Origin of the sequence: Escherichia sp. E1130 (genome assembly GCF_005781065.1) — a bacterium.
In the GTDB taxonomy this organism is placed as follows: domain Bacteria; phylum Pseudomonadota; class Gammaproteobacteria; order Enterobacterales; family Enterobacteriaceae; genus Escherichia.
In genome coordinates this window covers 14,118-34,645 of the sequence record NZ_VATL01000009.1, presented here as the reverse complement: position 1 = coordinate 34,645, position 20,528 = coordinate 14,118, and the positions used below count along the sequence as shown (strand labels likewise).

Here is a 20,528-nt window from a genome sequence, read left to right as displayed (position 1 = left end):
ACTCGCGAATAACCTGATTACGGCTACGCTTCTAATGTTCCCCTCATGTGGAGTCGAAGAATGCGTAATCCCACGCTGTTGCAATGCTTTCACTGGTATTACCCTGAAGGCGGCAAGCTCTGGCCCGAGCTTGCCGAGCGCGCCGACGGTTTAAATGATATTGGTATCAATATGGTCTGGCTGCCACCTGCCTATAAAGGCGCATCGGGCGGATATTCTGTCGGCTACGACTCCTATGATTTATTTGATTTAGGCGAGTTTGATCAAAAAGGCACTGTCGCGACGAAATATGGTGATAAAGCGCAATTGCTGGCGGCCATCGACGCGCTTAAACGCAACGACATCGCCGTACTGCTGGATGTGGTGGTGAACCACAAAATGGGTGCCGACGAAAAAGAAGCGATTCGCGTTCAGCGAGTTAACGAAGAGTGTCGCACGCAAATTGATGATGAAATTATCGAATGCGAAGGCTGGACCCGTTACACCTTCCCTGCACGAGCCGGAAAATATTCACAATTTATATGGGACTTCAAATGTTTTAGCGGTATCGACCATATCGAAAACCCGCATGAAGATGGCATCTTTAAAATCGTCAACGATTACACTGGCGAAGGCTGGAATGATCAGGTTGATGATGAATTAGGCAATTTCGATTATCTGATGGGCGAAAATATCGATTTTCGTAACCATGCCGTCACCGAAGAGCTCAAATACTGGGCGCGCTGGGTAATGGAACAAACTCAGTGCGATGGTTTTCGTCTCGACGCGGTAAAACATATTCCGGCGTGGTTCTATAAAGAGTGGATCGAGCATGTGCAAGAAGTTGCGCCGAAACCACTCTTTATTGTGGCGGAATACTGGTCGCGCGAGGTCGAGAAACTGCAAACGTATATTGATCAGGTGGAAGGTAAAACCATGCTGTTTGATGCACCGCTGCAGATGAAATTCCACGAAGCGTCTCGTATGGGGCGTGATTATGATATGACTGAGATTTTTAGCGGCACATTGGTTGAAGTCGATCCTTTCCACGCTGTGACGCTGGTCGCCAACCACGACACCCAGCCGTTACAAGCCCTTGAAGCTCCGGTGGAGCCGTGGTTTAAGCCGCTGGCTTATGCCCTTATTTTGCTACGGGAAAATGGCGTGCCTTCGGTGTTTTACTCTGATCTGTACGGGGCTCATTACGAAGATGTCGGCGGTGACGGACAGACCTATCCAATCGATATGCCAATAATCGAACAACTTGATGAGCTAATCCTCGCCCGCCAGCGTTTTGCCCACGGTGTACAGACGCTATTTTTCGATCATCCGAACTGTATTGCCTTTAGTCGCAGTGGCACCGATGAATATCCTGGCTGCGTTGTGGTTATGTCGAACGGTGACGATGGCGAAAAGACGATTAAACTGGGTGAGAACTACGGCAATAAAACCTGGCGCGATTTTCTCGGTAATCGACAAGAGAGCATAGTTACCGATGAAAATGGCGAAGCGACATTCTTTTGTAACGGCGGCAGCGTCAGCGTTTGGGTTATCGAAGAGGTGATTTAAAACCGATCGCTGACAATACACGCATCGTTATTGCGGCGCCGTTACAGTTTCAGGCCCGATAAGCTTGCGTATCGGGCACTTTTTTTGACATGAAAATCCCCCAGAGCCAGGGGAGTTTCATTACGGCAGCGGCGTCGGTAACGGCGCTTTTTCCAGCGCGGCGGCACACTCTGCCGTCGGACGAGCCACGCGTTCCATCGTCATGCCATCATACTCAATAGTGTTACCGTCACGCTCAATCTCGTACAGCTCACGTTTCACAGTAACGTTAGTGAGAGAATCAGACATCAGCGTCAGCTTACCCGGTAACGCAATCACTCGCTGCCATTGACGGCAATCCAGGGTATCACCCTCTTTAGTGACAATCAGGCTACCAATCGCTTCCGGGCTGACCAGCGCACGTTGCGGCCCTTTGGTCTGCCAGTACCCTGCCAACCAGTCTGGCGCAGGGGTTTTTACAACATTATTATAGTTTTCGACTTCGGCACAGCCCGCCAACAACATGAGTGCGCCTGCAATTGCGAGTTTTTTCATCATTCGTCCTGCATGAGAAGAAAAGTGGATTGTGGCATTAAAGCCCTGACGCTGCCACCCTTTCCAGGCCCAAAGAGAAATTTGATCTAACTATTATTTTTGTGAATTATTGCCGCGCAAATAAATTCTCCTGATGTATGATTCGCGACTCTTGTTTAAACCTTCTGAGTTCAGAGGCTACATACATGTCATGGCAGCAATTCAAACAAGCCTGGTTGATTAAATTCTGGGCGCCAATCCCTGCGGTCATCGCGGCGGGCATTCTCTCCACTTACTATTTTGGCATTACCGGCACCTTTTGGGCAGTTACGGGTGAATTTACCCGCTGGGGCGGTCAGCTCCTGCAACTGTTTGGCGTCCATGCTGAAGAGTGGGGCTATTTTAAAATCATCCATCTGGAAGGATCGCCATTAACCCGCATTGACGGGATGATGATTCTCGGTATGTTCGGCGGCTGTTTTGCCGCGGCATTATGGGCCAACAACGTCAAACTACGCATGCCGCGTAGCCGTATCCGCATTATGCAGGCCATTATTGGCGGGATTATTGCCGGTTTTGGTGCGCGTCTGGCGATGGGCTGTAACCTGGCGGCGTTCTTTACCGGCATTCCTCAGTTCTCGCTGCACGCCTGGTTCTTTGCCATCGCTACCGCCATCGGCTCATGGTTTGGCGCGCGCTTTACCCTGCTGCCTGTCTTTCGTATCCCCGTGAAAATGCAGAAAGTCTCTGCCGCCTCACCGTTGACGCAGAAACCAGATCAGGCGCGGCGCCGTTTTCGTCTCGGGATGCTGGTCTTTTTCGGCATGCTGGGCTGGGCGCTGCTGACGGCGATGAACCAACCAAAGCTGGGGCTGGCGATGCTGTTTGGTGTCGGCTTTGGCTTGCTGATAGAACGTGCACAAATCTGCTTTACTTCGGCGTTCCGCGACATGTGGATCACCGGACGAACCCACATGGCGAAAGCGATCATTTTCGGTATGGCGGTAAGTGCCATCGGGATTTTCAGTTATGTACAGTTAGGCGTAGAACCTAAAATCATGTGGGCGGGTCCGAACGCGGTAATTGGTGGATTACTGTTTGGTTTTGGTATTGTGCTGGCGGGCGGCTGCGAAACGGGATGGATGTACCGCGCGGTGGAAGGCCAGGTACATTACTGGTGGGTCGGTCTGGGCAACGTTATTGGCTCCACGATTCTGGCGTATTACTGGGATGATTTCGCCCCGGCGCTGGCAACCGACTGGGACAAAATCAACCTGCTAAAAACCTTTGGTCCAATGGGCGGCCTGCTGGTGACATATTTACTATTGTTCGCTGCGCTGATGTTGATTATCGGTTGGGAAAAACGCTTCTTCCGCCGTGCGGCGCCGCAGACAGCTAAGGAGATCGCATGAAAAATATCGTTCCTGATTACCGTCTTGATATGGTGGGCGAGCCCTGCCCTTACCCGGCGGTTGCAACCCTTGAGGCGATGCCGCAGTTAAAAAAAGGCGAGATCCTAGAAGTAGTCAGCGATTGTCCACAGTCGATTAACAATATTCCGCTGGATGCGCGTAATCACGGCTATACGGTACTGGATATTCAGCAAGACGGGCCGACCATTCGTTATCTAATTCAGAAGTAATCTTTTCTCCCGCTGTTTCAGGCAGCGGGAGTCACTTGCTACGAATACTCCGTTGTCTATTTTCCGTACCGCAGTTAGATTATTATTGATTCACACAGACACAGCATTAAGTGATCGGACCAGATTGAAGGAATAACACCGATCATGCAAACTACTCTCCCTCACAACTGACGAGAGATTATTTCCCTGATGGATCAGGTTGCTAATTTTCAAAAGATGTTTGAGCAAGTGAGAACGGAGCTAAACTTTTCCTGGTTTTATGCTGAGTTAAAACGTCATCGTATTGCACATTATATTTACTATCTTGCCACAGATAACATCAGGATCGTCACGCACGATGACAATGTTTTGTTAATCAGAGGGAGCAGAAGTCTATTAAAAGTCAGTGCCATCAAGGATCCTGAGCAAGTCAAAAAAGCAGCCCGGACTCACATTTCAAGACAGTCAACATTTCGGGAATATTGTATAACGCTTGCAAAGGCTGGCGTTTTCCGGTGGGTTACTGACGTTGGTGATAATAAGCGTCGTTACTATTCTATCGATAATACACTTTTATATATTGAAGATATCGAGAACAACAAACCACTTATTTAGCTGTTCTCGCCAGCTCAGCTCTGACAGTGACTGGTTATTAATAAAATTTTTTAAATGAACGGTTCCGAAATAGCGATTAACTAACACCTTCATGTTCATGCCTGTGACCATGTATTTTTCGTTGATGACAAAGAAAGCCCTGGGGCGCACCAGATAACAGGCAGTCAGAGTTGACTGAAACATCAAGCATCGTAGTTCGCCGTAGATATAACGATGTGATTTACCCCATATATGCCCCACCACTCAGCATCGAAGAGCACAAAGCCTTGCAATCCAGTGCAAAGCTTTGTGTGCCCCCCACTACGACCTGCATAACCAGTTAGAAGATAGCAGTGATGTCAAACGACGCAGCTGTCTTCTTTTCTTTCACGCTTTCCCCCACCCAGCCTGCCTGCCACAACTGAAGTGAATGTCTGTTATGAGCGAATCGCGGAAGTTGACGGTTCCGGGATGAACATTGATGTTGTCGTGATTCAATGCCTCCTTTAATGACATGAGTGTAAAATAAGATTATTCTCATTAGGCGATTTTCTTAACTCCATGAGAATTCAATGAATAAAATTACAATTGCTGCAGTCATTCTTTCCTCTGTGCTTCTGGGGGGGTGTGCATCGGTTCCTCTGGCCAGTAATACTGAAAACGAGACAGCTAAGTCTTTCCCGATCCCGGAAAATGGTAAAGCCGGTCTATACGTTTACAGAGACAGCTTTGTTGGTAAAGCGTTAAAAAAGGATGTTTATCTTGACGGCCGTTGTCTTGGTGAAACGGCTGACAGAGTCTTTTTCTATCAGCAAATATCGACCAGCCAACCACATACGCTGGGAACTGAATCTGAGTTTTCACCTAATAATCTGACAATCAATGTCACGTCCGGGAAAAACTACTTTGTTCGCCAGTACATCAAAATGGGCGTTTTTGTTGGTGGAGCTGGACTTGAACAGGTTTCCGAAAACGAAGGTATCCGCGTCGTTTCTAAACCTGAAGTTAAGTTAGCAGTGCCAGGTCATTGCGATAACTGAGCGGCGGAAATTTAATATCCAGCCCGCATCAGGGCCGGATATCATTCGCTTCTCGGTTTGGCTATATTGTTAAGAATTTGCGGGCACATTCCCCACTTTATCTTTTTTGGCTTTCGAATTATCAGCTGCCTTTGGTTTCTGGCTGGAGGAGCATTTTAGGTCAACTGTGCTTTTTCCAACCTGCATGCCGGAGAGTTCGCTTTGCGGTCAGAATCTGTACACAACTGGTGGTTGGTTGGTGATTTTAACAATGCTCGCCTTAGTGCTCACTTGTACCCAGGAACGGCGATAAACAGCTGACAAGCAATGCCGGGGGTTTAGCTCTTTATGACCCTCGGCCACTTCCGCTCCAGGTATGGAACGGACAATCTGCTGGTCTGAAGGTCCGCTGTGAGCGAGAAGCAGACAAAGGAGTGCTTTTAAAAGTTTAATACTTGTCTCAGTCCGAGATTTTGGTGAGTATTGATTCACTATAGTTTTCCACCAGCATAAAGGGAGGCCCATATAGCAGCCCCTGCCAAGATAAGAACTAAAAATCTCTCAACCGTTTTGATAACTTTATATCTATATGTTGACTTGAATCTAAAGTCATTAAAAATAAGGTATTGCCTATAAATATAATTGCTCATATTGGAAGCAGAATGCTGTGCAGTGGATGTACAATACCTACAATATATGGAAAAATGTTTTTTATGTGTTTGGGTGTTATTTGGGATGGGTTTTGATACTTACCTATTATTATTTCAGTTTCATTGATTTTCCCAGCATTAGATTGATAAGGCGCAACAAACACAAGAACATCACCGGATGGTCCCTGCGAATACCATAATTGAGCATTCCTTTCGAATGCAACTTCTAATCTTTTGTTGTCAGAGGATGATATGTTAAAACCCAAGAATCTGACCCCAGTAAAAATATGAGTCGAATTAATATGTTGTGAACTAATAAGATTAGATAATTTGATTGGTTCATCATCTTTTGATCTGCTAATGTAAAGGCTTCCAAAGATATCGGCACTATGAGTGTCAGCATTTAAAATTTCAAACTCCCTTTGAACTCGATCGTCCATAAACCTCCAATTTATGCGTTTAAAATATGCATTTAAACTATCTCTTCTTATTCTCTCTGCAGCAGACTTTAATTTCAAAGTAAATCCTTAAATATAAAAATAGTTCATCATATATTCCTAGGTAAACTAGGAAGTTATTATGCTGAAAAGCATCACAGGAAATAAAATCAAACAAGTTCCAAGCATACTACATCGACAAACATCGATGCGCTCACATTCAGTATGAGAAACTTCGTTACGCGTGCCGACCTACTCCCCTTAAACTAATGCAGCATGATGTTAGGAACTTCCGCCTCTGGCACAAAGCAGTCCCCATGTGATAGTGCCGCGCTGCCATGGGGTCTTGTAGATAAATCCTCTCGTAAAAAACTACATTTCTCAGTCAAACAGTAGATATCTGCAGATACATGAAATTAGCATATTGCATTATAAGTGAACAAATATCGACCATGTAAATTACAGAAATGCATATGCTATATTTCAACTAATTGCAAACTTACATTAAATAGCAAACAAATCCCTGCAGTAAATTATAACAAATGTTACAAACATCTTTTCTACCTTAATAGATAACTATTTTTCCTGCCTTAACGCAAATTAACCACTTATTATCTGTTACTACTCAGGTTATTAATATAATGACTTGACACATATAATTATTCATTTTTTACATCAGAAAAATGTGAGCCATATCGAATTAGGCAACATTTTATTTGTTTTTATTATCCGAATATAATTTATTTCTTTACTTTTTTGAGATTAATCCTAAAAATACGCGCTTTAACAATTTTACCTAAAAAGGAGAAACGTAATGTTTACACACAAAAAATCAATAGCTATCATCATGTTATGCCTATCTGCCGGCATCTCTGGATGTCAATCAAATGCTGATGAGTATGCTGCTGACGTTTACGAAGCCAATCAATTAAATTCAAAGCAAGAAACTAAAACAGTTAATATCATTTCTGTTCTTCCCGCTAAAGTTGCTGTTGACAACACTGCAAATAAACAAGCAGCTCAAACTTTCGGAGCTATTTTAGGCGCCGTTGCTGGGGGGGTGGCTGGACATAACGTTGGAACCGGAAGTAATCTGGGAACCGCAGCAGGAGCTGTGGGTGGGGGAGCAGTTGGAGCAGCTGCGGGTACACTTGTAAAAGATAAATCTATTGTAGAGGGTGTTTCTTTAACCTACAAAGATGGAACAAAAATGTTTACATCAACCCAAGTGGGCAAATCTTGTCAATTTACCCCAGGTTTAGCTGTAGTCATTTCGACAAAAAATAATGAAACCAGAATTCAGCCTAATGCCTCTTGCCCTGAAAAAGCATAACACACAGTATCCATCATGAAAAAAATACTCATAGCTCTTGTTGCTATACCTTTCTCTCTCAGTTTTGCCAGTTCCTTACAAAGTCAACTTGCGGCAGTAGCTGAAGCAGAACAACAAGGAATCGCTGAAGAAAAAAGAGCAAATGACGCACATAAGGAAAATCTAGAGCGAGAAGCCCGTCTGGAGCAGCAACGACGTGCTAGTGCAATTGAAGCACAAAATAGAAAAGCTGCAGCTATTGCTGCAGACAGAAAAGCCGCACGCGAAAAGTTAGAATCTGAAATTAAGGAAGATAAGAAACGAGACATCGCATATGAAAATGAATTACGAAGCTTAGAGATTCAAAAACTAAAATTGGCTTTAGCTCGAGAAGAAGCTCGAGTCAAAAGAGAGAATGACTTTATAGATCAAGAACTGAAGAACAAAGCTGCACAGACAGACATCCTTCAATCCAACGCAGATGCAAATAGAAATATTTCTGAAGGTGGAAAGGAGTTAATGAAAAGTACTGGAAAAGCCAAAGAAAAAGAAGCTAGCGGATTCTTTAACTAATTTCATTCATGGTTATAATCAGTGCACATAAAATATATTCTTCTGTTAATGGAATATATAAAAGGCTGTCAAACCATTGGCAGCCTTACAGCAATCATAAAATTGCGTGAACTTCCGGTATCATAGTTGCATGTTGGTCTTTGACCGCTGGAGCTAACCCTAACTTCATCGCGAAGCAAATGGGACACTCTGATGCTCAGATGGTTTATCGCGTTTACGGATCGTGGATGGCAGAAAACAATCAGGATCAGGTATCCATTTTAAACCAGAAATTGAGTGAGTTTGCCCCATCCATGCCCCACGCTGTGGAATCGGATGTAATTAAACAAGCATAGTCAACAGGTTACAAAACCTACACCTGCATGGACATCATTTCCTGGTACGCCGCCACCAGCTTATTACGCACCTGAATCCCCATTTGCATTGAAACTGAGGCTTTTTGCATATCGGTCATCACATCGTTTAGCGCTACGCCGGGTTCGCCGAGGGTGAATTTTTCTGCCTGGGTGCGGGCGGCGGTTTGCGTATCACTTATACGATCGAGCGCGGCATGAAGCTGTCCGGCAAAACTGATGCCAGGTTGTGGTAGTGATTCCTGCGCACGGGCACTCATCGCCGTAGCCTGTAACTGGCTGATAACCCCTTCAATCCCCTGTATGGCTGACATATTCATCTCCTGGACCATTTCTGGTAGCAGAGATTAACAGTAAGTCAATAAGATAAAGGCGTTAAATAACGATAAAAAACCGGGTTAATTGGCGCATAGAAAAAAATAAAACCACAAATAATGAGGCCGTCAATTTTTCGAGTTTGCTGACCCGGGAGTGCGTCTTGTTCCACTTTGCCAATAACGCCGTCTTTCATCTGCCGCGAGGTGCGCGATGAATACGACTGCAGCCCAGACAAAATCTCTTGAGTGGCTTAATCGCCTACGCGCGAATCCGAGAATCCCTTTGATTGTTGCTGGTTCCGCTGCAGTGGCAGTGATAGTCGCGTTAGTTCTATGGGCAAAAGCCCCTGATTACCGCACGTTATTCAGCAACCTTTCCGATCAGGATGGTGGCGCGATTGTCAGCCAACTGACGCAGATGAACATCCCTTACCGCTTTAGTGAAGCCAGTGGTGCAATTGAAGTTCCGGCGGATAAGGTTCACGAATTGCGTCTGCGTCTGGCGCAGCAAGGCTTACCTAAAGGCGGAGCGGTCGGCTTTGAGCTGCTCGATCAGGAAAAGTTTGGTATCAGCCAGTTCAGCGAACAGGTGAATTATCAGCGAGCGCTGGAAGGCGAACTTTCTCGTACCATCGAAACTATCGGCCCGGTAAAAGGGGCGCGCGTGCATCTGGCGATGCCGAAACCGTCTTTATTTGTCCGTGAGCAAAAATCCCCTTCCGCATCGGTAACGGTGAATTTATTGCCAGGACGTGCGCTGGATGAAGGGCAAATTAGTGCCGTTGTGCATCTGGTTTCCAGTGCAGTAGCTGGGCTGCCACCGGGTAACGTTACACTGGTGGATCAAGGTGGACATCTGTTAACCCAGTCCAACACCAGCGGGCGCGATCTCAATGATGTTCAGTTGAAATATACCAGCGATGTCGAAGGCCGCATTCAGCGTCGTATTGAAGCAATTCTGTCGCCTATTGTCGGCAACGGCAATATTCATGCGCAAGTCACAGCGCAGCTGGATTTCGCCAGTAAAGAGCAAACAGAAGAGCAGTATCGCCCTAATGGCAATGAGTCACAGGCAGCACTTCGTTCCCGTCAACTGAATGAAAGCGAGCAAAGCGGTTCCGGTTATCCGGGCGGCGTGCCGGGGGCATTATCTAATCAGCCCGCGCCCGCAAATAATGCGCCGATCAGTACGCCTCCGGCAAATCAAAACAATCGCCAGCAACAGACGAGCACCACCAGCAATAGTGGACCGCGCAGCACACAGCGTAATGAAACCAGCAACTACGAAGTCGATCGCACCATTCGTCATACCAAAATGAACGTCGGCGACGTGCAACGTCTGTCTGTCGCGGTAGTGGTGAATTACAAAACGCTGTCGGATGGCAAACCGTTGCCACTGAGCGCCGAACAGATGAAGCAGATTGAAGATCTGACCCGCGAGGCTATGGGCTTCACGGAAAAACGCGGTGATTCGCTCAATGTCGTCAACTCGCCGTTTACCAGTAGTGATGAAAGTGGCGGTGAGTTGCCGTTCTGGCAACAACAAGCGTTTATCGATCAGTTACTGGCTGCCGGACGCTGGTTGCTGGTGATACTGGTGGCGTGGCTGCTGTGGCGTAAAGCGGTACGTCCGCAATTAATCCGCCGCGCTGAGGTGGTGAAAGCCGTTCAGCAACAGACACAAACTCGCCAGGAGACGGAAGATGCAGTGGAAGTACGCCTGAGCAAAGACGAACAACTGCAACAACGCCGCGCTAACCAACGTCTGGGGGCTGAGGTAATGAGCCAGCGCATCCGCGACATGTCTGATAACGATCCGCGCGTAGTGGCGCTGGTCATTCGCCAGTGGATAAATAACGATCATGAGTAACCTGACAGGCACCGATAAAAGCGTCATTCTGCTGATGACCATTGGCGAAGACCGGGCGGCAGAGGTATTCAAGCACCTGTCCCAACGAGAAGTGCAAACCCTGAGCGCGGCAATGGCGAACGTCTCGCAGATCTCCAACAAACAATTAACTGAAGTACTGGCAGAGTTTGAACAAGAAGCCGAACAGTTTGCCGCACTGAATATTAACGCCAATGATTATCTGCGTTCAGTGCTGGTCAAAGCGCTGGGCGAAGAGCGTGCCGCCAGCCTGCTGGAAGATATTCTCGAAACCCGCGACACTGCCAGCGGTATTGAAACGCTCAACTTTATGGAGCCACAGAGCGCCGCCGATCTGATTCGCGATGAACATCCGCAGATTATCGCCACCATTCTGGTGCATCTGAAACGCGCTCAAGCCGCCGATATTCTGGCGTTGTTCGATGAACGTCTGCGCCACGACGTGATGCTACGTATCGCCACCTTTGGCGGCGTACAACCTGCCGCGCTGGCTGAACTGACAGAAGTGCTGAATGGCCTGCTCGATGGCCAGAATCTCAAACGCAGCAAAATGGGCGGCGTGAGAACAGCAGCGGAAATTATCAACCTGATGAAAACTCAGCAGGAAGAAGCGGTTATTACCGCCGTACGTGAATTTGACGGCGAGCTGGCGCAGAAAATCATCGACGAGATGTTCCTGTTCGAAAATCTGGTGGATGTCGACGATCGCAGCATCCAGCGTCTGTTGCAGGAAGTGGATTCCGAATCGTTACTGATCGCGCTGAAAGGTGCAGAACAGCCACTGCGCGAGAAATTCCTGCGCAATATGTCGCAGCGTGCCGCCGATATACTGCGCGACGATCTCGCCAACCGTGGTCCGGTGCGTCTGTCGCAGGTGGAAAACGAACAGAAAGCGATTCTGCTGATTGTGCGCCGCCTTGCCGAAACCGGCGAGATGGTGATTGGCGGCGGCGAGGATACCTATGTCTGATAATCTGCCGTGGAAAACCTGGACACCGGACGATCTCGCGCCACCACAGGCGGAGTTTGTGCCGCTGATGGAGCCAGAAGAAACCGTCACTGAAGAGGCCGAACCCAGCCTTGAGCAGCAACTGGCACAACTGCAAATGCAGGCCCACGAGCAAGGTTATCAGGCGGGGATTGCCGAAGGTCGCCAGCAAGGCCATGAACAAGGCTATCAGGAAGGTCTGGCTCAGGGGCTGGAACAAGGACTGGCACAAGCAAAATCCCAGCAAGCGCCGATTCATGCCCGGATGCAGCAACTGGTCAGCGAGTTTCAGACCACCCTTGACGCGCTGGATAGCGTGATTGCTTCACGCCTGATGCAGATGGCGCTGGAGGCAGCGCGTCAGGTGATCGGCCAGACGCCAACGGTGGACAACTCGGCACTGATCAAACAGATCCAACAGTTGTTGCAGCAAGAACCGTTATTCAGCGGCAAACCGCAGCTACGCGTGCACCCGGATGATCTGCAACGTGTTGATGAGATGCTCGGCGCAACCTTAAGTTTGCATGGCTGGCGCTTGCGCGGCGACCCGACCCTCCATCCTGGCGGTTGTAAAGTCTCCGCTGATGAAGGCGATCTCGACGCCAGTGTCGCCACCCGCTGGCAAGAACTCTGCCGTCTGGCAGCACCAGGAGTGGTGTAATGACCACGCGGCTGACTCGCTGGCTAACCTCGCTGGATAACTTCGAAGCCAAAATGGCGCAGTTGCCTGCGGTGCGTCGCTACGGGCGATTAACCCGCGCCACCGGGCTGGTGCTGGAAGCCACCGGATTGCAACTGCCGCTCGGCGCAACCTGTGTCATTGAACGTCAGAACGGCACTGAAACGCACGAAGTAGAAAGCGAAGTGGTTGGCTTTAACGGTCAACGGCTGTTTTTAATGCCGCTGGAGGAAGTGGAAGGCGTGCTGCCCGGCGCACGCGTTTACGCCAGAAATATCTCCGGCGATGGGCTGCAAAGCGGCAAGCAGTTACCGCTCGGTCCGGCGTTATTAGGTCGCGTTCTGGACGGCGGTGGTAAACCGCTCGATGGTCTGCCCTCCCCCGACACGACTGAAACTGGCGCCCTGATTACCCCGCCGTTTAACCCGTTGCAACGTACACCGATTGAGCATGTGCTGGATACGGGCGTGCGCCCAATTAATGCCCTGCTTACCGTTGGGCGCGGGCAGCGTATGGGGCTGTTTGCCGGATCTGGCGTTGGTAAAAGTGTGCTGCTGGGAATGATGGCACGCTACACGCGTGCCGATGTGATCGTCGTTGGTTTGATTGGTGAACGTGGGCGAGAAGTAAAAGATTTTATTGAGAATATTCTCGGTGCCGAAGGGCGTGCGCGCTCCGTGGTGATTGCCGCTCCGGCGGATGTTTCTCCGCTCCTGCGAATGCAGGGTGCCGCCTATGCCACGCGCATTGCCGAAGATTTTCGCGATCGTGGTCAGCATGTATTGCTGATTATGGACTCCCTCACCCGCTACGCGATGGCCCAGCGTGAGATTGCGCTGGCGATTGGCGAACCACCCGCCACCAAAGGTTATCCACCGTCGGTATTCGCCAAATTACCGGCGCTGGTCGAACGTGCCGGAAACGGAATCAGCGGCGGCGGCTCGATTACCGCGTTTTATACCGTGCTCACCGAAGGCGATGACCAGCAGGATCCGATTGCTGACTCCGCGCGGGCGATCCTCGACGGTCACATTGTGCTTTCTCGTCGTCTGGCGGAAGCCGGGCACTATCCGGCAATTGATATTGAAGCCTCAATCAGCCGTGCAATGACGGCGTTGATCAGCGAGCAGCATTACGCGCGGGTACGCACATTCAAGCAGCTGTTGTCGAGTTTTCAACGTAACCGCGATCTGGTCAGCGTCGGCGCGTATGCCAAAGGCAGCGATCCAATGCTCGATAAAGCTATCGCCTTGTGGCCGCAGCTGGAGGGCTATTTGCAACAAGGCATTTTTGAACGCGCGGACTGGGAAGACTCTCTCCAGGGGCTGGAACGTATTTTTCCGACGGTGTGATTACGCAGGAGATAACAGCAGATGGCAGAACATGGCGCCCTGGCGACCCTGAAAGATCTGGCAGAAAAAGAGGTGGATAATGCGGCCCGCCTGCTGGGTGAAATGCGTCGCGGATGTCAGCAGGCGGAAGAACAACTCAAAATGCTGATCGATTATCAAAACGAATATCGCAGCAACCTGAACAACGACATGAGTGCAGGAATGACCAGTAATCGCTGGATCAACTACCAGCAGTTCATTCAGACGCTGGAAAAGGCCATTACCCAGCACCGCCAGCAGCTTAATCAGTGGACGCAGAAAGTTGACATTGCTCTGAACAGCTGGCGAGAAAAGAAACAACGTTTGCAGGCCTGGCAGACCCTCCAGGAACGGCAATCCACGGCGGCCCTGTTAGCAGAAAACCGCCTCGATCAGAAAAAGATGGACGAGTTCGCCCAGCGCGCCGCCATGAGGAAAACTGAATGATTCGTTTAGCGCCCTTGATTACCGCTGACGTTGACACATCCACATTGCCCGGTGCTAGCGCCACTGACACGGCACAGGATTTTCTTGCGTTGTTGAGCGGGGCATTAGCAGGAGATGCAGCACCAGGCAAAGCTTCGCCATTGCTTCAGGTTGCAGTGGATACCCCACACGCGCAAGGTAAAGAACGCGCCAGCGAAATTCTGGCCGGGGTACTGCCGTCTGATTTACACATCGCTACTGACGAAACGCTGGCTGAAATAACCGCAGCACGACCCGATACAACGCCGCTGACGACGGCTCTGGTTAATACGCTGGCAGCCATGCCAGAAAAGGAGACGGTCGCCGACGATAAAACGGATGACCTTAATGAAGATGCTGTCGCCAGCCTGAGCGCCCTTTTTGCTATGCTGCCCGGTTTTGACAATACCCCCAAAGTGACTGATGCGCCTGTCACAGCGTTACCGACGCAGAAGCAAGCACTCTCAACAAAACTGACTACCGCGCAACTCGCAACAGCACAACCTGACGACGCCCCTGGTGCGCCAGATCAGCCATTAACACCGCTGGTCGCTGAAGCCCAGAGTAAAGCGGAGATCATCAGCACGCCTTCACCTGTTACTACTGTCACCAGTCCGCTAATTACTCCGCACCAGACGCAGCCACTGCCCACCGTCGCAGCGCCTGTTTTGAGCGCACCGCTGGGTTCCCACGAATGGCAACAATCCTTAAGCCAGCATATTTCGCTGTTTACCCGCCAGGGGCAACAAAGTGCCGAACTGCGTTTGCATCCGCAAGATTTAGGCGAAGTGCAAATCTCCCTTAAGGTGGATGACAACCAAGCGCAAATTCAGATGGTTTCACCGCATCAGCACGTGCGCGCCGCTCTGGAAGCGGCTTTGCCGGTACTGCGCACACAACTGGCAGAAAGCGGAATTCAGTTGGGGCAGAGCAATATCAGCGGTGAGAGTTTTAGCGGTCAGCAGCAGGCAGCTTCCGAGCAACAACAAAGTCCACGCACATCAGGCCATGAACGCCTGACAACCGAGGATGACGATGCATTGCCAGTTCCAACAACTCTTCAGAGAGTTTCATCGGGCAATAGTGGCGTCGATATTTTCGCCTAACGTCAGAGGTAGCACCTTAATCCGCGTCTTTTCCCCGCTTTGCCACACTTAAGACGCAGGATAATTAGCCGATAAGCAGTAGCGACACAGGAAGACCGCAACACATGACTGATTACGCGATAAGCAAGAAAAGCAGGCGATCGCTTTGGCTCCCGATCCTGGTATTCATCACTCTCGCAGCTTGTGCCAGCGCGGGTTACAGCTACTGGCATTCGCAACAAGTGACCGCTGGCGACAAAGCGCAGCAACACGTCGTGCTCTCACCTGTCTTCTATGCGCTAGACACTTTTACGGTCAATCTTGGCGATGCAGATCGCGTGCTTTATATCGGTATAACGCTGCGATTGAAAGATGAAGCCACCCGTTCGCGGTTGAGCGAGTATTTGCCGGAAGTCCGCAGTCGCTTGCTGTTACTGTTTTCGCGCCAGGATGCCGCCGTGCTGGCAACGGAAGAAGGCAAGCAACAACTGATTGCCGCAATTAAAGCCACACTTTCCCCCCCGCTTGTTGCCGGGCAACCGAAACAGGATGTCACCGACGTGCTGTATACCGCTTTTATTCTGCGATAACGACATGGGCGATAGTATTCTTTCTCAAGCTGAAATTGATGCGCTGTTGAATGGTGACAGCGAGGTCAAAGACGAACCGACAACCAGTGTTAGCGGCGAAAGTGACATTCGTCCGTACGATCCTAATACCCAACGACGGGTTGTGCGCGAACGGTTACAGGCGCTGGAAATCATCAATGAACGTTTTGCCCGCCATTTTCGTATGGGGCTGTTCAACCTGCTGCGCCGTAGCCCGGACATTACCGTCGGGGCCATCCGCATTCAGCCGTACCATGAATTTGCCCGCAACCTGCCGGTGCCAACCAACCTGAACCTTATCCATCTGAAACCGCTGCGCGGAACAGGGCTGGTGGTGTTTTCGCCGAGTCTGGTGTTTATCGCCGTGGATAACCTGTTTGGCGGCGATGGTCGCTTCCCTACCAAAGTAGAAGGTCGTGAGTTTACTCATACCGAACAGCGCGTCATCAACCGCATGTTGAAGCTGGCACTTGAAGGCTATAGCGACGCGTGGAAGGCGATTAATCCGCTGGAAGTCGAGTACGTGCGTTCCGAAATGCAGGTGAAATTTACCAATATCACCACCTCACCGAACGACATTGTGGTTAACACGCCGTTCCATGTGGAGATTGGCAACCTGACCGGCGAATTTAATATCTGCCTGCCATTCAGCATGATCGAGCCACTGAGGGAATTGTTGGTTAACCCGCCGCTGGAAAACTCGCGTAATGAAGATCAGAACTGGCGCGATAACCTGGTGCGCCAGGTGCAGCATTCACAGCTGGAGCTGGTTGCCAACTTTGCCGATATTTCGCTGCGCCTGTCGCAGATTTTAAAGCTGAAGCCCGGCGATGTCCTGCCGATAGAAAAACCCGATCGCATTATCGCCCATGTTGACGGCGTTCCGGTACTGACCAGCCAGTACGGCACCATCAACGGTCAGTATGCGTTACGGATAGAACATTTGATTAACCCGATTTTGAATTCTCTGAACGAGGAACAGCCCAAATGAGTGACTTGAATAATCCGGCCGATGACAACAACGGCGCAATGGACGATCTGTGGGCTGAAGCGTTAGGCGAACAAAAATCAACAAGCGGCAAAAGCGCGGCTGAAGCCGTGTTCCAGCAGCTTGGCGGCGGCGACGTCAGTGGAACATTGCAGGATATCGACCTGATTATGGATATTCCGGTTAAGCTGACCGTCGAACTGGGCCGCACACGAATGACCATCAAAGAGTTGTTGCGTCTGACGCAAGGGTCAGTCGTGGCGCTGGACGGTCTGGCGGGCGAACCACTGGATATTCTGATCAACGGTTATTTAATTGCTCAGGGCGAAGTTGTCGTAGTCGCTGATAAATATGGCGTGCGGATCACCGATATCATTACCCCGTCCGAGCGGATGCGCCGCCTGAGCCGTTAGTGATGAATAACCACGCTACTGTACAACCTTCCGCGCCGGTTTCTGCTGCTCCGCTCCTTCAGGTGAGCGGCGCGCTAATTGCCATTATTGTCCTGATCCTCGCTGCGGCCTGGCTGGTAAAAAGGCTGGGATTTGCTCCCAAACGTAATGGCACGAACGGGCTGAAAGTCAGCGCTAGTGCCTCGTTGGGGGCGCGTGAACGGGTTGTGGTGGTCGATGTGGAAGATGCGCGACTGGTGCTCGGTGTTACTACCGGGCAAATCAATCTGCTGCATAAACTTCCCCCTTCTGCGCCAACGGAAGAGTTACCTCAAGCCGATTTTCAGTCGGTCATGAAAAATTTGCTTAAGCGTGGCGGGAGAGCCTGATGCGTCGTCTCTTGTCTGTCGCACCGGCCCTTCTCTGGCTGCTTACTCCCCTCGCCTTTGCGCAACTGCCTGGCATCACAAGCCAGCCGCTGCCTGGCGGTGGACAAAGCTGGTCACTCCCGGTGCAGACGCTGGTGTTCATCACCTCGCTGACTTTTATTCCGGCAATTTTACTGATGATGACCAGCTTCACCCGCATCATCATTGTTTTTGGTTTATTGCGTAACGCACTGGGAACGCCCTCCGCGCCGCCCAACCAGGTTTTGCTGGGGCTGGCGCTGTTTTTGACCTTTTTTATTATGTCTCCGGTAATCGACAAAATTTATGTCGATGCGTACCAGCCATTCAGCGAAGAGAAAATTTCAATGCAGGAGGCACTGGAAAAAGGGGCGCAGCCACTGCGTGAGTTTATGCTGCGCCAGACCCGCGAGGCGGATTTAGGGTTGTTTGCCAGGCTGGCGAATACCGGCCCGTTGCAGGGACCTGAAGCAGTACCGATGCGCATTTTGCTCCCGGCCTACGTGACCAGCGAGTTGAAAACCGCCTTCCAGATAGGCTTCACGATTTTCATTCCGTTTTTGATTATCGACCTGGTTATTGCAAGTGTGTTGATGGCATTGGGGATGATGATGGTTCCCCCCGCGACCATTGCCCTGCCGTTTAAACTGATGTTGTTTGTACTGGTGGATGGCTGGCAATTGCTGGTCGGCTCGCTGGCACAAAGCTTTTACAGCTAGAGAGGCCAAATGACACCCGAATCGGTCATGATGATGGGGACAGAAGCGATGAAAGTCGCGCTGGCACTGGCTGCCCCGCTGTTGCTGGTGGCGCTGGTCACCGGTCTTATCATCAGCATTTTGCAGGCCGCCACGCAGATTAACGAAATGACGCTGTCGTTCATTCCGAAAATCATCGCCGTATTTATCGCCATTATTATTGCCGGACCGTGGATGCTCAACTTGTTGCTGGATTACGTTCGTACCTTATTCACTAACCTACCGTATATCATCGGGTAATCGATGTAATGTTGCAGGTAACAAGCGATCAATGGCTTTCCTGGTTAAGCCTGTATTTCTGGCCATTACTGCGCGTGCTGGCGCTGATCTCCACCGCGCCCATTTTGAGCGAACGCAGCGTGCCAAAACGGGTAAAACTGGGCCTCGCAATGATGATCACGTTCGCCATTGCTCCGGCAATACCCGCCAACGATGTTGCCGTTTTTTCGTTCTATGCCCTATGGCTGGCGGTGCAGCAAATCCTGATTGGCATTGCTCTCGGCTTTACCATGCAATTTGCCTTCGCCGCTGTGCGCACCGCTGGCGAAATTATCGGTCTGCAAATGGGGCTGTCATTTGCGACGTTTGTCGATCCTGGCAGTCATCTCAATATGCCCGTCTTAGCGCGCATTATGGATATGCTGGCGCTACTGTTGTTCCTGACATTTAACGGTCATTTATGGCTGATTTCGTTGCTGGTCGATACATTTCACACTCTACCCATTGGTGGCGAACCGCTGAACAGCAATGCATTCCTGGCACTCACCAGGGCAGGGAGTTTGATTTTTCTTAACGGGTTGATGCTGGCGTTACCGCTCATTACCCTGTTGCTGACGCTGAATCTCGCATTAGGTTTACTGAATCGTATGGCCCCGCAATTATCAATCTTTGTTATTGGTTTTCCATTAACGTTGACTGTCGGCATCTCATTAATGGCGGCATTAATGCCGTTAATTGCTCCTTTTTGCGAACATTTATTTAGTGAAATTTTTAATTTGCTGGCAGATATTATCAGCGAATTACCTGTAATATGATTCCCTAATGTTTATCTTGTTATGCTAAGGATTATCCGAAAAATAATACCAGCGAACATCTTCCAGGATACTCCTGTGGCGAAATATTTGTTTTAACCTCACTCACATATCGCAACATTTACTTTACTTTAAGACAATTCCAGGCAAATTATACAACGCTTTACGGGATAGTAAGTCCGCCTGAAAATTCGCGAGAGTGGCGCATTAGGTGACCCATGTCGTTCCGTTTAGTCATGATGAAATATTCAGGTAAGGGGAATTATCGTTACGCATTGAGTGAGGGTATGCCATGTCAACGATTATTATGGATTTATGTAGTTACACCCGGCTGGGTTTGACCGGGTATCTGTTGAGTAGAGGGGTGAAAAAAAGAGAAATCAACGACATTGAAACCGTTGATGACCTTGCCATCGCTTGTGATTCACAGCCCCCTTCAGTGGTGTTTATTAATGAGGACTGTTTTATCCACGATGCTTCTAACAGTCAACGTATCAAGCACATCATTAATCAACATCCCAATACGTTATTTATCGTTTTTATGGCAATTGCCAATGTTCATTTTGATGAATATCTATTGGTCAGAAAAAATTTATTGATCAGCTCAAAATCGATTAAGCCGGAATCTCTTGATGATATCCTTGGCGATATTCTGAAAAAAGAGACAACGATGGCCAGCATTTTAAATATGCCAACGTTATCATTAAGCCGGACCGAATCAAGTATGTTGCGAATGTGGATGGCTGGCCAGGGAACGATTCAAATATCTGACCAAATGAATATTAAAGCCAAGACCGTTTCATCGCATAAAGGCAATATTAAACGTAAGATCAAAACGCATAATAAACAGGTTATCTACCATGTCGTCCGACTGACCGATAATGTGACAAATGGTATTTTTGTTAACATGCGCTAAGGCATACTGACTGGTG

The 20,528-nt window shown here is 49.4% G+C and carries 24 protein-coding genes and 1 pseudogene; 22 read left to right on the top strand and 3 right to left on the bottom strand.

The annotated features are described in order from the left end of the window. The first annotated feature begins 60 nt into the window (after positions 1–60). A complete protein-coding gene (gene amyA / locus FEK66_RS09340; RefSeq protein ID WP_135494091.1) occupies positions 61–1,548 on the top strand; it encodes an alpha-amylase in 1,488 nt (495 codons plus the stop codon). Positions 1,549–1,668: 120 nt separating this feature from the next. Here the strand turns inward: amyA and yedD are convergent, their stop codons facing one another. Next, positions 1,669–2,082 (bottom strand): lipoprotein YedD, encoded by a 414-nt coding sequence (gene yedD, locus FEK66_RS09335; protein WP_064529329.1) that lies wholly within the window; start codon positions 2,080–2,082, stop codon positions 1,669–1,671. 185 nt (positions 2,083–2,267) lie between these two features. Here yedD and yedE point away from each other — a divergent pair, with 185 nt between their 5' ends. The 4 genes from yedE to FEK66_RS09310 all read left to right on the top strand — a co-directional run bounded on the left by yedE (position 2,268) and on the right by FEK66_RS09310 (position 5,316). Next, the gene (gene yedE, locus FEK66_RS09330) at positions 2,268–3,473 is read left to right on the top strand and encodes a selenium metabolism membrane protein YedE/FdhT (RefSeq protein ID WP_130208577.1); all 1,206 of its coding nucleotides are present in this window, start codon (positions 2,268–2,270) and stop codon (positions 3,471–3,473) included. Beyond that, entirely contained in the window at positions 3,470–3,703 is a 234-nt protein-coding gene (gene yedF / locus FEK66_RS09325) for a sulfurtransferase-like selenium metabolism protein YedF (RefSeq protein ID WP_000790504.1), read from the top strand. Before yedE ends, yedF begins: the two co-directional genes overlap by 4 nt. A gap of 189 nt (positions 3,704–3,892) precedes the next feature. Continuing rightward, positions 3,893–4,297 (top strand): DUF1398 domain-containing protein, encoded by a 405-nt coding sequence (locus FEK66_RS09320; RefSeq protein ID WP_130259933.1) that lies wholly within the window; start codon positions 3,893–3,895, stop codon positions 4,295–4,297. Between the two features lie 551 nt (positions 4,298–4,848). Beyond that, complete coding sequence (locus FEK66_RS09310) at positions 4,849–5,316, top strand: DUF2846 domain-containing protein (protein WP_130259935.1); 468 nt, start codon at positions 4,849–4,851, stop codon at positions 5,314–5,316. A gap of 625 nt (positions 5,317–5,941) precedes the next feature. On the opposite strand, the gene FEK66_RS09305 is transcribed toward FEK66_RS09310, so the two are convergent. Further along, the gene (locus FEK66_RS09305) at positions 5,942–6,463 is read right to left on the bottom strand and encodes a hypothetical protein (RefSeq protein WP_135494093.1); all 522 of its coding nucleotides are present in this window, start codon (positions 6,461–6,463) and stop codon (positions 5,942–5,944) included. Between the two features lie 733 nt (positions 6,464–7,196). Between FEK66_RS09305 and FEK66_RS09300 the strand changes: the two genes are divergently transcribed. The 3 genes and pseudogenes from FEK66_RS09300 to FEK66_RS25980 form a co-directional block, all read left to right on the top strand. Further along, positions 7,197–7,715, top strand: coding sequence for a glycine zipper 2TM domain-containing protein (locus tag FEK66_RS09300; RefSeq protein WP_135494095.1), 519 nt, complete (start codon positions 7,197–7,199; stop codon positions 7,713–7,715). A gap of 15 nt (positions 7,716–7,730) precedes the next feature. Then, positions 7,731–8,267 (top strand): DUF5384 family protein, encoded by a 537-nt coding sequence (locus FEK66_RS09295; RefSeq protein ID WP_097482087.1) that lies wholly within the window; start codon positions 7,731–7,733, stop codon positions 8,265–8,267. A 128-nt stretch (positions 8,268–8,395) separates the two neighbouring features. Continuing rightward, positions 8,396–8,602, top strand: a pseudogene (locus FEK66_RS25980) (integrase); the annotation flags it as partial. A gap of 17 nt (positions 8,603–8,619) precedes the next feature. Here the strand turns inward: FEK66_RS25980 and fliE are convergent. Beyond that, positions 8,620–8,934 (bottom strand): flagellar hook-basal body complex protein FliE, encoded by a 315-nt coding sequence (gene fliE, locus FEK66_RS09285; RefSeq protein WP_135494097.1) that lies wholly within the window; start codon positions 8,932–8,934, stop codon positions 8,620–8,622. 214 nt (positions 8,935–9,148) lie between these two features. Here fliE and fliF point away from each other — a divergent pair, with 214 nt between their 5' ends. The 14 genes from fliF to rcsA all read left to right on the top strand — a co-directional run bounded on the left by fliF (position 9,149) and on the right by rcsA (position 20,512). Continuing rightward, a complete protein-coding gene (fliF, locus tag FEK66_RS09280) occupies positions 9,149–10,807 on the top strand; it encodes a flagellar basal-body MS-ring/collar protein FliF (protein WP_138211455.1) in 1,659 nt (552 codons plus the stop codon). After that, positions 10,800–11,795, top strand: a complete 996-nt coding sequence (gene fliG, locus FEK66_RS09275) for a flagellar motor switch protein FliG (protein ID WP_135494099.1) — start codon at positions 10,800–10,802, stop codon at positions 11,793–11,795. Before fliF ends, fliG begins: the two co-directional genes overlap by 8 nt. Beyond that, complete coding sequence (fliH, locus tag FEK66_RS09270) at positions 11,788–12,474, top strand: flagellar assembly protein FliH (RefSeq protein WP_130216477.1); 687 nt, start codon at positions 11,788–11,790, stop codon at positions 12,472–12,474. Before fliG ends, fliH begins: the two co-directional genes overlap by 8 nt. Next, positions 12,474–13,844 (top strand): flagellar protein export ATPase FliI, encoded by a 1,371-nt coding sequence (gene fliI / locus FEK66_RS09265; RefSeq protein ID WP_130208589.1) that lies wholly within the window; start codon positions 12,474–12,476, stop codon positions 13,842–13,844. Before fliH ends, fliI begins: the two co-directional genes overlap by 1 nt. A 21-nt stretch (positions 13,845–13,865) precedes the next feature. Continuing rightward, positions 13,866–14,309, top strand: coding sequence for a flagellar export protein FliJ (gene fliJ / locus FEK66_RS09260; protein ID WP_130208591.1), 444 nt, complete (start codon positions 13,866–13,868; stop codon positions 14,307–14,309). Then, positions 14,306–15,433, top strand: coding sequence for a flagellar hook-length control protein FliK (locus FEK66_RS09255; RefSeq protein WP_135494101.1), 1,128 nt, complete (start codon positions 14,306–14,308; stop codon positions 15,431–15,433). The genes fliJ and FEK66_RS09255 overlap by 4 nt, the downstream gene beginning before the upstream one ends. Positions 15,434–15,537: 104 nt before the next feature. Beyond that, positions 15,538–16,002 (top strand): flagellar basal body-associated protein FliL, encoded by a 465-nt coding sequence (gene fliL, locus FEK66_RS09250; protein WP_135491544.1) that lies wholly within the window; start codon positions 15,538–15,540, stop codon positions 16,000–16,002. A 4-nt stretch (positions 16,003–16,006) separates the two neighbouring features. Then, complete coding sequence (fliM, locus tag FEK66_RS09245) at positions 16,007–17,011, top strand: flagellar motor switch protein FliM (protein WP_130216469.1); 1,005 nt, start codon at positions 16,007–16,009, stop codon at positions 17,009–17,011. Continuing rightward, positions 17,008–17,421 carry a flagellar motor switch protein FliN gene (gene fliN, locus FEK66_RS09240; RefSeq protein WP_130208597.1) on the top strand — a complete coding sequence of 138 codons (414 nt, stop codon included), beginning with the start codon at positions 17,008–17,010 and terminating at the stop codon, positions 17,419–17,421. The genes fliM and fliN overlap by 4 nt, the downstream gene beginning before the upstream one ends. Positions 17,422–17,423: 2 nt before the next feature. Then, positions 17,424–17,789, top strand: coding sequence for a flagellar biosynthetic protein FliO (gene fliO, locus FEK66_RS09235; protein WP_135407268.1), 366 nt, complete (start codon positions 17,424–17,426; stop codon positions 17,787–17,789). Continuing rightward, complete coding sequence (fliP, locus tag FEK66_RS09230; protein WP_130208599.1) at positions 17,789–18,526, top strand: flagellar type III secretion system pore protein FliP; 738 nt, start codon at positions 17,789–17,791, stop codon at positions 18,524–18,526. The genes fliO and fliP overlap by 1 nt, the downstream gene beginning before the upstream one ends. Before the next feature lie 9 nt (positions 18,527–18,535). Continuing rightward, entirely contained in the window at positions 18,536–18,805 is a 270-nt protein-coding gene (gene fliQ, locus FEK66_RS09225; protein WP_000187358.1) for a flagellar biosynthesis protein FliQ, read from the top strand. Positions 18,806–18,813: 8 nt separating this feature from the next. Further along, entirely contained in the window at positions 18,814–19,599 is a 786-nt protein-coding gene (gene fliR, locus FEK66_RS09220) for a flagellar biosynthetic protein FliR (protein WP_135407108.1), read from the top strand. Between the two features lie 289 nt (positions 19,600–19,888). Continuing rightward, on the top strand, positions 19,889–20,512 hold the full coding sequence (gene rcsA, locus FEK66_RS09215; RefSeq protein ID WP_138211454.1) for a transcriptional regulator RcsA: 624 nt from the start codon (positions 19,889–19,891) through the stop codon (positions 20,510–20,512). Positions 20,513–20,528 lie beyond the last annotated feature (16 nt).

Excerpts from the sequence above, each read along its gene's own strand:
- fliG (WP_135494099.1), top strand. The coding sequence starts at position 10,800 with ATGAGTAACCTGACAGGCACCGATAAAAGCGTCATTCTGCTGATGACC.
- yedE (WP_130208577.1), top strand. The coding sequence starts at position 2,268 with ATGTCATGGCAGCAATTCAAACAAGCCTGGTTGATTAAATTCTGGGCG.
- fliQ (WP_000187358.1), top strand. The coding sequence starts at position 18,536 with ATGACACCCGAATCGGTCATGATGATGGGGACAGAAGCGATGAAAGTC.
- fliI (WP_130208589.1), top strand. The coding sequence starts at position 12,474 with ATGACCACGCGGCTGACTCGCTGGCTAACCTCGCTGGATAACTTCGAA.
- fliJ (WP_130208591.1), top strand. The coding sequence starts at position 13,866 with ATGGCAGAACATGGCGCCCTGGCGACCCTGAAAGATCTGGCAGAAAAA.
- fliL (WP_135491544.1), top strand. The coding sequence starts at position 15,538 with ATGACTGATTACGCGATAAGCAAGAAAAGCAGGCGATCGCTTTGGCTC.
- amyA (WP_135494091.1), top strand. The coding sequence starts at position 61 with ATGCGTAATCCCACGCTGTTGCAATGCTTTCACTGGTATTACCCTGAA.
- fliR (WP_135407108.1), top strand. The coding sequence starts at position 18,814 with ATGTTGCAGGTAACAAGCGATCAATGGCTTTCCTGGTTAAGCCTGTAT.
- yedF (WP_000790504.1), top strand. The coding sequence starts at position 3,470 with ATGAAAAATATCGTTCCTGATTACCGTCTTGATATGGTGGGCGAGCCC.
- FEK66_RS09295 (WP_097482087.1), top strand. The coding sequence starts at position 7,731 with ATGAAAAAAATACTCATAGCTCTTGTTGCTATACCTTTCTCTCTCAGT.
- FEK66_RS09320 (WP_130259933.1), top strand. The coding sequence starts at position 3,893 with ATGGATCAGGTTGCTAATTTTCAAAAGATGTTTGAGCAAGTGAGAACG.
- fliO (WP_135407268.1), top strand. The coding sequence starts at position 17,424 with ATGAATAACCACGCTACTGTACAACCTTCCGCGCCGGTTTCTGCTGCT.
- fliN (WP_130208597.1), top strand. The coding sequence starts at position 17,008 with ATGAGTGACTTGAATAATCCGGCCGATGACAACAACGGCGCAATGGAC.
- fliF (WP_138211455.1), top strand. The coding sequence starts at position 9,149 with ATGAATACGACTGCAGCCCAGACAAAATCTCTTGAGTGGCTTAATCGC.
- FEK66_RS09300 (WP_135494095.1), top strand. The coding sequence starts at position 7,197 with ATGTTTACACACAAAAAATCAATAGCTATCATCATGTTATGCCTATCT.
- fliP (WP_130208599.1), top strand. The coding sequence starts at position 17,789 with ATGCGTCGTCTCTTGTCTGTCGCACCGGCCCTTCTCTGGCTGCTTACT.
- fliM (WP_130216469.1), top strand. The coding sequence starts at position 16,007 with ATGGGCGATAGTATTCTTTCTCAAGCTGAAATTGATGCGCTGTTGAAT.
- FEK66_RS09310 (WP_130259935.1), top strand. The coding sequence starts at position 4,849 with ATGAATAAAATTACAATTGCTGCAGTCATTCTTTCCTCTGTGCTTCTG.
- FEK66_RS09255 (WP_135494101.1), top strand. The coding sequence starts at position 14,306 with ATGATTCGTTTAGCGCCCTTGATTACCGCTGACGTTGACACATCCACA.
- fliH (WP_130216477.1), top strand. The coding sequence starts at position 11,788 with ATGTCTGATAATCTGCCGTGGAAAACCTGGACACCGGACGATCTCGCG.
- yedD (WP_064529329.1), bottom strand. The coding sequence starts at position 2,082 with ATGAAAAAACTCGCAATTGCAGGCGCACTCATGTTGTTGGCGGGCTGT.
- fliE (WP_135494097.1), bottom strand. The coding sequence starts at position 8,934 with ATGTCAGCCATACAGGGGATTGAAGGGGTTATCAGCCAGTTACAGGCT.
- rcsA (WP_138211454.1), top strand. The coding sequence starts at position 19,889 with ATGTCAACGATTATTATGGATTTATGTAGTTACACCCGGCTGGGTTTG.